Source organism: Microbacterium elymi (assembly GCF_021582895.2).
Classification (GTDB): Bacteria; Actinomycetota; Actinomycetes; order Actinomycetales; family Microbacteriaceae; genus Microbacterium; species Microbacterium humicola.
The window spans coordinates 3,073,154-3,086,909 of sequence record NZ_CP091139.2 but is presented as its reverse complement, the minus strand read 5'-3'; the positions used below and the strand labels follow the sequence as shown (position 1 = coordinate 3,086,909).

General features: G+C 70.5%; 10 protein-coding genes and 7 pseudogenes. 3 read left to right on the top strand and 14 right to left on the bottom strand.

Annotation, left to right across the window (positions count from 1 at the left end):
• Positions 1-51: 51 nt before the first annotated feature.
• Positions 52-522, bottom strand: coding sequence for a MarR family winged helix-turn-helix transcriptional regulator (locus tag L2X98_RS16805; RefSeq protein WP_259611648.1), 471 nt, complete (start codon positions 520-522; stop codon positions 52-54).
• 58 nt (positions 523-580) lie between these two features.
• Here L2X98_RS16805 and L2X98_RS16800 point away from each other — a divergent pair, with 58 nt between their 5' ends.
• The 3 genes and pseudogenes from L2X98_RS16800 (at position 581) to L2X98_RS16795 (ending at position 2,452) form a co-directional block, all read left to right on the top strand.
• Positions 581-1,471, top strand: a complete 891-nt coding sequence (locus L2X98_RS16800) for a haloalkane dehalogenase (RefSeq protein ID WP_259611647.1) — start codon at positions 581-583, stop codon at positions 1,469-1,471.
• A gap of 118 nt (positions 1,472-1,589) precedes the next feature.
• Positions 1,590-1,796 (top strand): annotated as a pseudogene (locus tag L2X98_RS22505) (alcohol dehydrogenase catalytic domain-containing protein); the annotation flags it as partial.
• Positions 1,712-2,452, top strand: coding sequence for a zinc-binding dehydrogenase (locus L2X98_RS16795; protein WP_435526219.1), 741 nt, complete (start codon positions 1,712-1,714; stop codon positions 2,450-2,452). The pseudogene L2X98_RS22505 and the gene L2X98_RS16795, both read left to right, overlap by 85 nt.
• A gap of 33 nt (positions 2,453-2,485) precedes the next feature.
• Here the strand turns inward: L2X98_RS16795 and dapF are convergent, their stop codons facing one another.
• From dapF to L2X98_RS22500, 13 genes and pseudogenes are all read right to left on the bottom strand, one after another.
• Positions 2,486-3,349 carry a diaminopimelate epimerase gene (gene dapF / locus L2X98_RS16790; RefSeq protein WP_259611645.1) on the bottom strand — a complete coding sequence of 288 codons (864 nt, stop codon included), beginning with the start codon at positions 3,347-3,349 and terminating at the stop codon, positions 2,486-2,488.
• A 185-nt stretch (positions 3,350-3,534) separates the two neighbouring features.
• Positions 3,535-3,759: pseudogene (locus tag L2X98_RS21805) on the bottom strand (hypothetical protein); the annotation flags it as partial.
• Positions 3,756-3,923, bottom strand: a complete 168-nt coding sequence (locus L2X98_RS21800) for a hypothetical protein (RefSeq protein ID WP_354002835.1) — start codon at positions 3,921-3,923, stop codon at positions 3,756-3,758. The pseudogene L2X98_RS21805 and the gene L2X98_RS21800, both read right to left, overlap by 4 nt.
• Positions 3,924-3,962: 39 nt before the next feature.
• On the bottom strand, positions 3,963-4,283 hold the full coding sequence (locus L2X98_RS16780) for a GNAT family acetyltransferase (protein ID WP_354003078.1): 321 nt from the start codon (positions 4,281-4,283) through the stop codon (positions 3,963-3,965).
• Positions 4,284-4,385: 102 nt separating this feature from the next.
• A pseudogene (miaA, locus tag L2X98_RS16775) lies at positions 4,386-5,294 on the bottom strand (tRNA (adenosine(37)-N6)-dimethylallyltransferase MiaA); the annotation flags it as partial.
• Positions 5,295-5,367: 73 nt separating this feature from the next.
• Positions 5,368-6,926: pseudogene (gene miaB / locus L2X98_RS16770) on the bottom strand (tRNA (N6-isopentenyl adenosine(37)-C2)-methylthiotransferase MiaB).
• A 46-nt stretch (positions 6,927-6,972) separates the two neighbouring features.
• Positions 6,973-7,308: a regulatory protein RecX gene (locus tag L2X98_RS16765; protein WP_435526286.1), complete on the bottom strand. Its 336-nt coding sequence runs from the start codon at positions 7,306-7,308 to the stop codon at positions 6,973-6,975.
• A gap of 513 nt (positions 7,309-7,821) precedes the next feature.
• A pseudogene (recA, locus tag L2X98_RS16760) lies at positions 7,822-8,811 on the bottom strand (recombinase RecA); the annotation flags it as partial.
• 413 nt (positions 8,812-9,224) lie between these two features.
• Positions 9,225-9,452: a DUF3046 domain-containing protein gene (locus tag L2X98_RS16755; RefSeq protein ID WP_259611644.1), complete on the bottom strand. Its 228-nt coding sequence runs from the start codon at positions 9,450-9,452 to the stop codon at positions 9,225-9,227.
• 3 nt (positions 9,453-9,455) lie between these two features.
• Positions 9,456-9,764: a helix-turn-helix domain-containing protein gene (locus L2X98_RS16750; protein ID WP_259611643.1), complete on the bottom strand. Its 309-nt coding sequence runs from the start codon at positions 9,762-9,764 to the stop codon at positions 9,456-9,458.
• A gap of 154 nt (positions 9,765-9,918) precedes the next feature.
• Positions 9,919-10,464 carry a CinA family protein gene (locus L2X98_RS16745; RefSeq protein WP_259611642.1) on the bottom strand — a complete coding sequence of 182 codons (546 nt, stop codon included), beginning with the start codon at positions 10,462-10,464 and terminating at the stop codon, positions 9,919-9,921.
• A pseudogene (gene pgsA, locus L2X98_RS16740) lies at positions 10,461-11,029 on the bottom strand (CDP-diacylglycerol--glycerol-3-phosphate 3-phosphatidyltransferase). Before pgsA ends, L2X98_RS16745 begins: the two are co-directional and overlap by 4 nt.
• 23 nt (positions 11,030-11,052) lie before the next feature.
• A pseudogene (locus L2X98_RS22500) lies at positions 11,053-13,749 on the bottom strand (DNA translocase FtsK).
• Positions 13,750-13,756 lie beyond the last annotated feature (7 nt).

Genomic DNA, 13,756 nt, shown 5'->3' with positions numbered 1-13,756 from the left:
GCACGTCACCCTGCCGACGAGAGCCTGCCGTCCGTCCGCGTCCGCGGTCATCTACGGATTTTCAGACGACCCCGTCTCGATGGCGTTGATCAGCGTCTGCAGGTCGGACCTGAGCCGTTCGACCAGGGCCGGACTCGTGAGTTCCGCCCAATCCCTCTCCACCCGTTCGCCGGCAGACACCGCGACCGGACGTGCGCGCTGGCCACGATCGGTGAGGACCACAAGTCGCGATCGGGCGTCGTCGGGGTTCAGCTCGGTGCGAACGTAGCCGTCGCGTTCGAGCTGGGTGACCATCTCGGCCACCGTCTGCTTGCGGACTCCGACCAGCGCGGCCAGCCGCCCGAGCGCGATTCCATCATCCCGAACGAAGGGAAGGACCTTTGCCCGCCCGCCGGTGAGGTCAGGAAATCCTGCCGCCACGAGCGCGGAATCGACAGCTCGGCCATAGGCGTCGTGGATGACTCGCGAAAGGCGCGAGATCCGCGGGCGGGCATGGCTGAGGTCATCGGGATTGACAGGCACCTGTCTACCTCCTACAATTGGGCAGGTTCCTGACAATCCTAGGACCCCTGGAGTCTCCATGCCTGACATCGACGTCCTCGACTCGCACATCCACTTCGAGTCGTCGGGAGTCGGCGACGCGCTCGTGTTCTTGCACGGCAACCCGACCTCGTCGCACCTCTGGCGCAACGTCATCCCTGGAGTGGCTGGCGAGGGCTTCCGTGCCCTCGCACCAGATCTGGTCGGGATGGGACGGTCGGGCAAGCCCGCTATCGATTACACGTTCGCCGACCACGCCCGCTACCTCGACGCGTGGCTCGAGGCGATGGGCATCCGAGAGCCGATCCTGGTCGGCCACGACTGGGGTGGTGCACTCGCACTCGATTGGGCCGCCCGCCACCCGGACCAGATCCAAGGCATCGTGTTCTTCGAGACGATCCTCCGGCCGATGAGTTGGGAGGATCTTCCCGCATCCGCCCGACCGGTGTTCAAGATGCTGAAGTCGGATGCCGGCCCGCGGGCAGTTCTCGACGCGAACGTGTTCATCGAGCAGGCGCTCCCCGGCGCGATCGCCGACCTCAGTCGCCAAGACCACGACGTCTACCGGGCTCCGTACCAGACACCTGAGTCCCGCCGACCGATGCTGCAGTGGTCCCGGTCCATGCCCATCGACGGTGAACCGGCCGATGTGGTCGACCGAGTCGAGGCCTACGACGACTGGCTGCGGACGTCGACTGACATACCGAAGCTGATGCCCGTCTTCCACGACGGGCCCGGGCTCATGGGGCCGGCAGTCCACGATTGGGCGGTCGAGAACATCGTCAGCCTCGACGTGGTCGACTGTGGTGTTGCCGGTCACCACGCGCCGGAGGACCAGCCCGAGTCACTTGCCCGGGCCATCGACAGCTGGCTGCCACGTCACGCTTCACCTGCGCGGATGAGTCAACGGGCCGACCGGGAGTCGGAATGAAGGCCATTCGTCAGCACCGCTACGGCGGACCAGAGGTGCTGGTCTTGGAGAACCTCCCCGCTCCACATCCACATGCGCGACAGGTGCGCATCCGGGTGGCCGCGGCCGGTGTGCAAGCCTGCTGGACACGCAGATTCGCAGCGGACTCGGCCCGCCCCGTACCCGGATTCCGCTGCCGATGACCCCCGGACGAGAGGTCGCAGGCATCGTCGACACTGTCGGCTCCGAACACGACCGGTCGTGGCTCGGAAAGTTCGTCGCAGCAGACCTCGGAGTCGGCAGTGGCGGCTACGCAGAACTGGCCATCGCCGATGTCGACCGTCTGCATGTCCTCCCGGCACATCTGGACCCGGCCGAGGCCGTTGCTCGATCGGCACAGGTCGCACGGTCCAAGCGATTCTGGAGCTCGCCGAACTCGGCCCCACCGACAGTGTCCTCGTCACCGGCGCCAGCGGCGGCATCGGGAGCACATTGGTCGCGGCAGCGCGCCGCGTCACGGGGCAGGTCATCGGTCTGGTCACCGGCACGTCGAATCGTGCGATGGTCTCGGCGCTCGGCGCGACGGCCGTCGACTCCGCAACACCCAAGTGGGCCACGACAGTCCGCGATTCCTTCGGCAGCGGTGCCACCGTCGTGCTCGACGGGGTGGGCGGCGAGCTGGGCGCACAGGCCATGTCGATGCTCGCGGTGGGCGGTCGCCTGATCATGTTCGGGACTGCGTCAGGGACCTCCATCCCGCTCGACGCGGACACCGTCTACCGCTCGGGGATCACTGTGACCGCGGCAGTCGGCGCACGACTCCTCGATCGGCCCGGCGGACTGGGCGACCTCGAAGAACGATCACTCGCGGCGCTGATCGATCACACGCTGGCCACTCCGATAGGACACCGGCTCCGCCTTGAGGAGGCGCCGCTGGCCCATCAGATCCTCGAACAGCGCAGATCACACGGGAAGGTGGTGTTGATACCCGCGGGCGGATAGCGGCGGGGCATCGACTGCCGCGGGGTCTCGGGATCAGGCGAGGACGATGCTCCCCGAATAGACGAGCGCGGCCGGTCCCGACAGCAGCACGTGGTCGCCGATCATGCGCACGCCCAGGGTGCCGCCGGGCACGTCGACGATCCAGCGATCCGGGGCCGATGCCCCGGCCCACTCGCGCACCGCGAGCGCGGCCGCGCTCACCCCGGTGCCGCAGCTGAGCGTCTCGCCCACGCCGCGCTCGAACACCCGCATCCGCAGCCGGCCCACGCCGTCGGCGACCAGCGGGTCGGAGGGCACGACGAACTCGACGTTCGCCCCTGCCGCCGGGACCGGATCCAGGATCGGGATCGCGGTGAGGTCGAGCCCTTCCAGTTCGGCCTCGGACGACAGCGCCACCACGACGTGCGGGTTGCCGACGTCCACGCCGAGCCCGGGTCGGGCGACCTCCAGTCCGCGGGCGCGCACGAGCACCTCGTCATCCTCGATCCGGAACGGTCCGAGGTCGACCTCGTAGCCCAGCTCGCTGCGGGTCAGCCGCAGCGGGCCGTTGCGGGTGCCGATGAGGACGGCGTCCTCCGCACCCAGCTGCGCCAGCCCGGTCTGGAGCAGATAGTGCAGGAAGACCCGGATGCCGTTGCCGCACATCTCCGAGATCGAGCCGTCGGCGTTGCGGTAGTCCATGAACCACTCCGCGCCCGCCGCCACCGCGTCGGCACCGGCCGGTGTCGCCGCCGAACGCACCACCCGCAGCATCCCGTCGCCGCCGATGCCGAAGCGCCGATCGCACAGCGCGGCCACCTGATCGGCGGACAGGTCGAGGGCGCCGTCGGGGTCGGGCACGAGGACGAAGTCGTTGCCGGTGCCCTGGCCCTTGGTGAAAGACACGGTGGTAGACATCCCGACCATCCTATGGGCCGGGCGTCACGAAGACTCCGGGCGGACCAGCGGCCCCCGCACCCGGTACCGGCTGCACGCGAAGCTCGGTTGCGGGCGACGTCCACCAGTTCGAGGTCCAGTGCCCGCGGCAGCACGGGTCGGCCCGCACCGAGGGTGACCGGGGCGAACTGCACCCAGATCTCGTCGAGCAGGCCGGCATCGGCGAACGCCCCCACCAGCTCGCCGCCGCCGACCAGCCAGACATCGCGGTCGCCGGCGGCCGCGGTCAGCTCGGCGTGCACGGGAGCGACGTCGCCCGCGACGAACCGGACATCCGCCCCATCCGGCACCGGCAGCGTGCGGTGGGTGAACACCCACGTCGGCTTGCGCGTACGGCCAGGGCCCGGTGTCGTGCGCGAGGATCCACTCATACGTGGACGCGCCCATCGCCAGCGCTCCGATGCCCGCGATGAACGCCTCGTAGTGCATCGGGCCGTGCTCGTCGATGTCCTGGTCGAGCAGTCCAGCGCAGCGAGTGGTCGGACGTGGCGATGAATCCGTCCAGGCTCGATGCCGTGTAGAAGTGCGTGGTCATCCCGTCATGATGCCCGCGGGTGCCGACATCCGCTCTCGCTCAGACGTCGGGGATCAGGCGCTTGCCGGTGTCCCACGTCTGGAACGGCTCGTAGCCGAGCGCGTCGTAGAAGCCGCGTGCGGCCTCGTTGTCGGGCCGCACCATGAGCTGCACCTTGGGGCAGCCCATCGCCACCAGGCGCTGTTCGGCCGCGGCCACCAGCGTGCGTCCGATGCCCGCGCCGCGGCGCTCCGGGTCGCTGGCCAGGTAGTACAGCCAGCCGCGATGGCCGTCGTACCCGGCCATCACCGAGCCGATGATCCGGTCGCCGTCCACGGCGACCAGGAACAGCTCGGGCTGCACGGTGAGCTTGCGCTCGATGTCCTTGCGCGGGTCGTTCCAGGGGCGGGTGAGCCCGCAGGCTCTCCCACAGCGCCACCACGGGCTCGGTGTCGGCGCGGTCGAACGCGCGGATCCGGATGTTCATCCGTCCCAGTCTGCCAGGACCGCGGCATCCGCCCCCGGAGCGGTCCACCGCACGTCGGAGTAGCGCGCGAACCACGACACCTGCCGGCGGGCGTAGCGGCGGGTCAGCGCCTGGGTCTCGGCGACCGCCTCGGCCTCGGTCCTCTCGCCCCTCAGCTGGGCCAGGGCCTGCGCATAGCCGATCGCCCGTGGAGCCGTCGTGCCGCGCTCCAGGCCCCGCTCCCGCAGCGCCCGCACCTCGTCGAGCAGGCCGGCCCGCCACATGCGCTGCACCCGGGCATCGAGCCGCGGCACGAGCTCGGCGCGCTCCACGCGCACGCCGATCACGCGGATGTCGGGATGCCACGCCTCCGGCTCGTCCGGCAGCACGGCGCCGTGGGTGGCTGCGCCCTGCGCGAGCACCTCGAGCGCGCGGACGATGCGCCGGCCGTTGCGAGGATCGATGCGCTGCGCGGTGGCAGGGTCGGCGTCTCGCAGCCGGGCGAACAGCGCGGCCGGACCGACCGCATCCAATTCCGCCTCGAGTGCCGCGCGCACGGCGGCGTCGCGCGGCGGGAAGCGGAAGTCGTACAGCACGCTGGAGACGTACAGGCCGGATCCGCCGACCAGGACGGCGTCGGCGCCGCGGGCGTGGACCTCGCCGATCGCCCGGCGCGCGGCCCCCTGGTACCAGGCGACGGCGGCGTCGTCGGTGACCTCGAGGACGTCCAGCAGGTGGTGCGGGATGCCGCGGCGCCCGGATGGCGGGAGCTTCGCCGTGCCGACGTCCATACCGCGATACAGCTGCATGGCGTCCGCGTTGACGATCTCGGCGGCCGTTCCGCCGGCGGAGAGCGCTTCGGCCAAGTCGAGCGAGAGCGCGGTCTTGCCGGTGCCCGTGGCGCCGACGACGGCCCAGAGGGCCGGGGGCGTCGCGCGTCGTCTCGCTCCGCTCGCTCAGGGACCCGCCCTCGGCCGTCTGCCGACGGGCTGGGCTCGGTCAACGCCCGGCGGGCGCGCCGATGCCGGGCAGGCCCAGCGAGACGGCGCCGCCGGGAGTCGTGCCGGTGGTGCCGTGGGCGGGCACCGCGCACGAGTCGGCCTGGCCCCGGTCGTGGGCGTCGCCGGCCCTCGTGCGGCGGATGCGCAGCGGCGCCCCGTCCGGCGCGTCGGCCAGCAGGTGGAACGGCGCCGCGTGCGTGATGGTGACCGTGACCAGGTCGCCCGGTCGCGGGCAGCGGCGACCCCGCCGGCACCTCGAAGTGCACGAGCCGGTTGTCGCGCGCCCGTCCGGTCAGACGGTGGGTCGCGGCATCCTTCTTGCCCTCCCCGGTGGACACGAGCACCTCGACCTCGCGGCCGACCTGCTTCTGGTTCTCCTCGAGCGAGATGCGCTCCTGCAGTGCGAGCAGGCGCTCGTAGCGCTCCTGCACGACCGCCTTGGGCACCTGGTCGGCCATGGTCGCCGCCGGAGTGCCCTCGCGGATGGAGTACTGGAACGTGAAGGCGCTCGTGAATCGCGCCTGCTCCACGACGCGCAGGGTGTCCTGGAAGTCCTCCTCGGTCTCACCGGGGAAGCCGACGATGATGTCGGTCGTGATGGCGGCATCCGGCATCCGCTCGCGCACGCGCTCGAGGATGCCGAGGAACTTCGCACTCCGATACGAGCGGCGCATCGCCTTGAGCACGCGGTCGCTGCCCGACTGGAGCGGCATATGCGCTGCGGCATCACGTTGGGCGTCTCGGCCATCGCATCGATCACGTCATCGGTGAACATCGCCGGATGCGGGCTGGTGAAGCGCACCCGCTCCAGCCCCTCGATCTCGCCGGTCGCCCGCAGCGCTTGGCGAACGCCTGCCGGTCGCCGAATTCGACGCCGTAGGAGTTCACGTTCTGTCCGAGCAGCGTGACCTCGATGGCGCCGTCGTCCACGAGCAGCCGCATCTCGCTCAGGATGTCGCCGGGGCGACGGTCCTTCTCCTTGCCGCGCAGGCTGGGGACGATGCAGAACGTGCAGGTGTTGTTGCAGCCGACCGAGATCGACACCCAGCCGCTGTACGCGCTGTCGCGCTTGGTGGGCAGCGTGGAGGGGAAGACCTCCAGCGCCTCGAGGATCTCCAGCTCGGCTTCGCCGTTGTGCCGTGCGCGTTCGAGCAGGTTCGGCAGCGATCCCATGTTGTGGGTGCCGAAGACGACATCCACCCAGGGTGCCTTGTCGAGCACGGTCTCCTTGTCCATCTGGGCGAGGCATCCGCCGACGGCGATCTGCATGCCCTCGTGCGCGTCCTTGCGGCTCTTCAGATGTCCGAGCGTGCCATACAGCTTGCCGGCCGCGTTGTCGCGGACCGCGCAGGTGTTGATCACGACGACGTCGGCCTCGGTGCCGGTGTCGGCGCGGCGGTATCCGGCGCTCTCCAGGGAACCCGCCAGCCGCTCGGAGTCGTGGACGTTCATCTGGCAGCCGAAGGTGCGCACCTCGTACGTGCGTGCGTGGCCGTCGGCGGTCAGCGCGGCGGGCGAGGGCGCGATCAGGGTCGGCGTGGAGGACGGGGCAGACATGATCTGGCCATTCTACGGGCCGCCCGCGGTGCGGCGGGCGGTGCGGTCAGAGCTCGTCCAGCGCCTGGCGCGCGGCATCCAGGGCGCCCACGCCGTACCCGCGGCGCGCGAGCTGCCCGACGAGCCGCCGCAGCGCCACCTCGTGGTCCAGCGCCCGCATCGACCGGGCCTTCTGCCGCGCGAACTCCAGCGCGCGATCCGCGTCGTCATCCGGGAGCGCTGTCATCGCGGCATCCACGACGTCCCGCGGGATCCCGCGCTTGGCCAGACTCTGCGCGATGACCATGCGCCCCTGTCCCTTGCGCTCCACCGCGCTGTACACGAGCTGGTCGGCCAGGGCCCGGTCGTCCAGGTACCCGCGCCGGATGAAGCCGTGCAGCACCGACGCGATCGCGACCGGGTCGAGGTCACGCTCGGCGATGACGGCCCGCGCCTCGGCCACCGACAGCTGGCGGGTGCGCAGCTTGCGGGTCAGATTGCGTTCGGCGGTCTCCACCTCGGCGCGGGTCTGCTCGTCCAGATCACCCGGATCGTCGAGGTCGGACCCGTCCGCGTCGTCCAGCGGCGCTCGCCAGACCGGATCGGACGACGCCGGCCGCGGTGGAGGCGCGTGCGGCGGCGGATCGGCGGCCTCGGCACCCGGCCGTGCCGGGTCGGCGGTCACGGCCTCGACGGGGACCGCCGGTTCTGTGATCACGGACTCGGAGGGCGCCGGGGCAGTAGCGGGCCGCTCGGCGACGTACGGTGGCTCCGGCGCGGCCGCAGACCCGCCGAACAGCGGGATGACGGGGGCGAGCCGGTCTCGCCCGCCCCCGGTGTCCTGACTCACGGTCACGCCGGCCGGCGCTTGCGCCAGCTCGTCCTCGGCGACCGGCTCGACGGCCTTCGGCACGCCGATGCCGAGCTTCGTCTTGATCTTCTCTTCGATCTCGACCGCGACATCCGCGTTCTTGATCAGGAAGTTGCGGGCGTTCTCCTTGCCCTGCCCGAGCTGTTCGCCCTCGTACGTGTACCAGGCACCGGACTTCTTGACGATGCCGTGCTCCACCCCGAAGTCGATGAGGCTGCCCTCGCGCGAGATGCCGACGCCGTAGAGGATGTCGAACTCCGCCTGCTTGAACGGCGGCGCCATCTTGTTCTTGACCACCTTGACGCGGGTGCGGTTTCCGACCGCATCCGTGCCGTCCTTCAGCGTCTCGATGCGCCGGATGTCGAGCCGGACCGATGCGTAGAACTTCAGCGCCTTGCCGCCCGCGGTCGTCTCGGGCGAACCGAAGAAGACGCCGATCTTCTCACGCAGCTGGTTGATGAAGATCATCGTGGTGTTGGTCTGGTTCAGACCGCCGGTGAGCTTGCGCAGCGCCTGCGACATCAGGCGCGCCTGCAGGCCCACGTGCGAGTCGCCCATCTCGCCCTCGATCTCGGCGCGGGGCACGAGCGCGGCGACCGAGTCGATGACGATCAGGTCGATGGCACCTGAGCGCACGAGCATGTCGGCGATCTCGAGCGCCTGCTCGCCGGTGTCGGGCTGCGAGACCAGGAGCGCGTCGATGTCGACGCCGAGCTTCTTGGCGTACTCGGGGTCGAGCGCGTGCTCCGCGTCGACGAAGGCGGCGATGCCGCCGGCCCGCTGCGCGTTCGCGATCGCATGCAGCGTCAGGGTCGTCTTACCCGACGACTCCGGTCCGTAGATCTCCACGATGCGGCCACGCGGCAGCCCGCCGACGCCGAGCGCGACGTCGAGGGCGATGGAGCCGGTGGGGATGACGGCGACCGGGGCGCGCTCGTCGTTGCCGAGCCGCATCACCGATCCCTTCCCGAACTGACGGTCGATCTGGGCGAGGGCCGATTCCAGGGCCTTCTCGCGGTCCGCGGGTGTGGGCATGGTGTGCTCCTTCTGCACTCGGGCCGTTGGCGGGCTGTCCGCCGCGGGGTGTTCCGTCGCCTGTAGGCTGTCGCGCTCCGTCCGTGGGATGGCCCGGTGGGACGGAGACTGCGACAAGGCGGAGGTGTCGTTCGACGCTGTTCACAGTACGAGCGGGCTCCGACATCCTCTGCCGACGTCTCCCGATCTGTGGACAGAAGCCTTCACGACCCCTGCTGTGCAGGAGCCTACGCCGAACTCGAACACACCTTCGACGACACGCCGTACGCCGGGTGGGTCGCCCGCGGCGGGCGCGGGGGAATCGGGCGGTTCCCGCACCGATACCCCCGCGACTGCACATCAAATCGCCGACTGCACATCAAACCCGGCCAAGTTTCATGTGCACCCGGCCAGATCGTACGATTTCGAAGAGGTCAGGGGCGGGGATGAGGGGCGAGGCGGCCGACGCCGTGGCGATGCGAGACGGGCACGTCCGTCTCCACGCACAGCGCGAGCCAGACCTCGCGGGGCGGGATGCCGTCGTCCAGCGCCTGCGCCGCGGTGCGGTCCCCCAGCGCGGTCAGCGTCAGGTCGGAGACAAGAGCAGCGCCGCGGCTGCCGAACTCGGCGGCCACGGCGCGCTGGAACTCACTGCGCCGCACGCGTCAGCGCAGCGACAGTTCGGGGCCGACCTCGGCGACGAGGTCGTCGGGTACGACATCCGGGAAGGTCTGCAGACCCTCGAGCACGGAGATGCGGTCGCTGACCTGACGCATCACGAGTGAGATCGGCACATCCAGGGCCTCGGCCACCGACGCGAGGATCTCGCTGGAGGCCTCCTTCTGCCCGCGCTCGACCTCGCTGAGGTAGCCCAGTGCCACGCTCGCGCGGCCGGCCACCTGGCGGAGGGTGTGCCCCTTCTGCTGGCGGAAGTCGCGAAGGACTTCACCGATCTCTTGACGAACCAGTATCATTTCGGGCCCCTCCTCACCTGATTCCCTCGCTGTCCGGGTGCACAAGAGTACAACACCCGCTGGGGTCAGACTAATCCCGTGCGCTGTGGAACAAATGGGAATCGCCGAACGAAACAGAACCGAGATCGCCATTGTTCCCGCGGTGCGCACGGACTCATACGGCCTCGACGACCGCGCGCAGGGCACGGCGCACGGTCTCGCGCCGGATCGCGTCCCGATCGCCCTCCAGCAGCAGCGAGACGACCGAGGTGCCCGCCGGGGTGGCCACCCCGATGAACACGGTGCCCGGAGGGTGCCCGTCCGAGGCGCTCGGCCCGGCCACCCCGGTGGTCGAGACGCCGACGTCGGCCGGGACGCCGTCCTGCCCGGTGACACCCCGGACCCCCACCGCCATCTGCCGCGCGACGTCCGGATGCACGGGTCCGTGCACGGCCAGCAGCCCGGCGTCGACGCCGAGGATCGCGTGCTTGAGATCGGTCGCATAGGCGACGACGGCGCCGCGCAGCCGGGTGGACGCCCCGGGCACGTCGACGATGGATGCCGTCAGCAGACCGCCGGTGAGCGATTCGGCCACGCCGATGGTCCAGCCACGGGCGGCAAGGCGGTTCAGGAGCTCGCGCGCCTCCGGCAGCGGCTCGCGACCATCCGGCGCCACCTCGCGGGTCTCCTGCACGGGCTCACCATCGGGCGTCCCGATCATGGCCGCACCGTCCTCCGGCCGCGCACCTCGCTGACCGCGTAGTCGATGCCGCTGGCGATCGTCAGCGCAACGGCGATCGCCATGGTGACGCCGTTGACCCACCAGATCCACTCCCCCACCACATCCCACAGCGGCAGCAGCGCGAGGCTCAGCGCGACCGCCTGCGCGACGGTCTTGAGCTTGCCCATCCAGGCGGCGGCCAGCACGTGGTCGCTGACGACCGCGAACCGGTAGACGGTGATGCCGATCTCGCGGATCAGGACGACGATCGTGATCCACCACGGCAGTGCGCCGAGGATGGACAGGCCGACGAACGCGCAAGCCGGTGAGCGCCTTGTCTGCGATCGGGTCGAGGATCTTGCCCAGATCGGTGACGATGTCATTGCGCCGCGCGATCGCCCCGTCGATGCCGTCGGTGGCGATGGCCACGATGAACAGCACGGCCGCCCACCAGCGCAAGCGGGCCGTCCGCGCCCTGGTCGGCCAGCAGCATCCAGAGGAAGACGGGTGCGCACAGGATGCGCACGCCGGTGATCGCGTTCGGCAGCTGGCGGGGGACGGTCACGGTCTCAGTATCCCAGGGCGGTGTCACTCGCGTCCGGTGAGGCCCCAGGCGTCCTCGTCGTCGTCACCGTCGACCTCGACCACCGGCATCCCCTCGAACTGGCGCTCGACCGGATCGCCGCTGTATGGGTCGGGCGGATTCGTCGACGGGGCGGGCGCCGCCGGCTCGTCGCCGCGCAGTCGGGCCAGCACCTCGGGCAGCTGCTCCGGAGTGACCAGCACGTCCCGCGCCTTCGATCCCTCGGACGGGCCGACGATCTCGCGCGACTCGAGCAGGTCCATCAGACGACCGGCCTTCGCGAACCCGACCCGGAGCTTGCGCTGGAGCATCGAGGTCGAGCCGAACTGGGTCGACACTATCTGCTCGGCTGCCGCCAGCAAGCCTCGAGGTCGTCGCCGATGTCCGCGTCGACCTCCTTGCGCTGCACGACCGCCTGCACATCGGCGCGGTACTCCGGGCGGGCCTGCGCGGTGACGTGCTTGACGACCTTCTCGATCTCGGGCTCGCTCACCCACGCGCCCTGCACGCGCACCGTCTTGGACGCGCCCATCGGCAGGAACAGCGCGTCGCCCTGCCCGATCAGACGGTCGGCGCCGGGCTGGTCGAGGATGACGCGCGAATCGGTGACGCTGGTCACCGCGAACGCGAGCCGCGAGGGCACGTTGGCCTTGATCAGCCCGGTCACCACGTCCACCGACGGACGCTGGGTGGCCAGCACGAGGTGGATGCCGCTGGCCCGGGCCAGCTGGGTGATGCGCACGATCGAGTCCTCGACGTCGCGCGGGGCCACCATCATGAGGTCGGCCAGCTCGTCGACCACCACGAGCAGGTACGGATAGGGCTTGAGGACGCGCTCACTGCCCGGCGGCAGCTGGATCTCGTCGGCGACGACCGCCTTGTTGAAGTCGTCGATGTGGCGGAACCCGAACGACGCGAGGTCGTCGTACCGCATGTCCATCTCCTTCACGACCCACTGCAGCGCCTCGGCGGCCTTCTTCGGGTTCGTGATGATGGGCGTGATCAGGTGCGGCACCCCGGCATAGCTGGTCAGCTCGACCCGCTTGGGGTCGATGAGCACCATGCGCACCTCGGACGGCTTGGCGCGCATCAGCAGGCTCGTGATCATCGAGTTGACGAAGCTCGACTTGCCCGAGCCGGTGGATCCGGCCACCAGCAGGTGCGGCATCTTGGCGAGATTGGCCACGACGTAGCCGCCGCCGACATCCTTGCCGACGCCGATCGTCATCGGGTGCTTCGAGTTCGCGGCCGCCTGCGAGCGCAGCACATCGCCGAGCGTGACGATCTCGCGGTCGGCATTGGGGATCTCCACCCCGATCGCGCTCTTGCCGGGGATCGGGGCCAGGATGCGGACCTCGTTGGATGCCACGGCATACGCGATGTTGTTGGTCAGGGCGGTGATCCGCTCGACCTTCACGCCCGGGCCGAGCTCGATCTCGTACTGGGTGACCGTCGGTCCGCGGGAGAAGCCGGTGACCCGAGCATCCACCTTGAACTGCTGCAGCACGCCGCTGACTGCGGCGACCACCTTGTCGTTCGCCTCGGAGCGGACCTTGCCTGGCTCGCCGGCGGCCAGCGCCTGCACCGACGGGAGGTGGTAGGGCGCGATCGGCAGGTGCTCGCCCGAGCCGCCGATCCCGGTCAGGCCGGGGAGCGTGCCGTCGTCGACCGGCCCGGTGTCGTTGTCGTCGTGCAGTCCGGTGGCGCCGCCGGCGACCTGGCGCTGCGCGCCGGCCAGCACGGCCGGGTCGATGATCTCGGTGACCGCGTCCGGCAACGGGGGCGGGGTGGCGGGCACGATCGGGGCGATCGCCTGCTCGAACCCGCCATGGCTCTCGCCCGACGAGACAGCTCGGTGAGGTCGTCCACACCCGCGCCCTCGTCCGGGTCCTGCTCGCGGCCGGTCTTGTTGCGCCGCCACCAGGGCAGCTTGGGGTCGTCGCCCGCCTCGGTCTCAGGCAGCACGGCGGTCTTGCCGGTGGGCTCCCCCGCCTGATCGGCGCCGTCGGCGCGCTCGGCGCCGAACATCCACGCGTACAGGTCGCCGAGGCGTCGTCCGATCCGGTTCGGGGGCGTGCGGGTGAGGATGAGCACCGACAGCACGGCCAGCAGGACGAGCACCAGCACGGCGCCCACCTGGGTGAGATAGCTCAGCGGCTCGCCGATCATCCACCCGAACAGCCCGCCGGCGGCGCTGAGCGCGGGCAGCCGTCCTTCGGATTCGGGCGGCCGCCCAGCACGTGGCAGAAGCCGGCGATCGACAGGACGAGCAGCGCGAAGCCGATGCCGATGCGACCGTTGTCGTTGACGGATGCCGGATGCCGGAACAGCCAGCCGGCCAGCAGGATCAGCAGCACGGGGAGGATGAACGCGACCCGCCCGACGAGCGCGCCGACGGAGAACGCGCTGATGTTCACCGAGGCGGCCGTACCGATGAGGAACCATTCGACCACCGCGCCGGCGACCGCCAGCAGCACGATCAGGAACGGCAGCCCGTCGCGGCGCTGCTCCTTCTCGAGGGTCTCGGGGCCGAAGGCGCGGAACAGCCCGCCCACCACGTGCGCCAGGCCCAGCCAGGCGCGCACGGCGACCGGCGGCTTCTCGGGCTCGCCGACATACCGCTTGGGTGCCGGCGCAGGCTTGCGGGCGCGCGTCGAGGAGCCCTTCGCGGACGCGCGACTGCTCGTGCTGGTCTTGGCCATTGCTCCA

What these genes read in the sequence shown, in the direction of transcription:
- L2X98_RS16800 (WP_259611647.1), top strand. Translation starts at nt 581, where the DNA reads ATGCCTGACATCGACGTCCTCGACTCGCACATCCACTTCGAGTCGTCG.
- dapF (WP_259611645.1), bottom strand. Translation starts at nt 3,349, where the DNA reads ATGTCTACCACCGTGTCTTTCACCAAGGGCCAGGGCACCGGCAACGAC.
- L2X98_RS21800 (WP_354002835.1), bottom strand. Translation starts at nt 3,923, where the DNA reads ATGACCACGCACTTCTACACGGCATCGAGCCTGGACGGATTCATCGCC.
- L2X98_RS16750 (WP_259611643.1), bottom strand. Translation starts at nt 9,764, where the DNA reads ATGATACTGGTTCGTCAAGAGATCGGTGAAGTCCTTCGCGACTTCCGC.
- L2X98_RS16745 (WP_259611642.1), bottom strand. Translation starts at nt 10,464, where the DNA reads ATGATCGGGACGCCCGATGGTGAGCCCGTGCAGGAGACCCGCGAGGTG.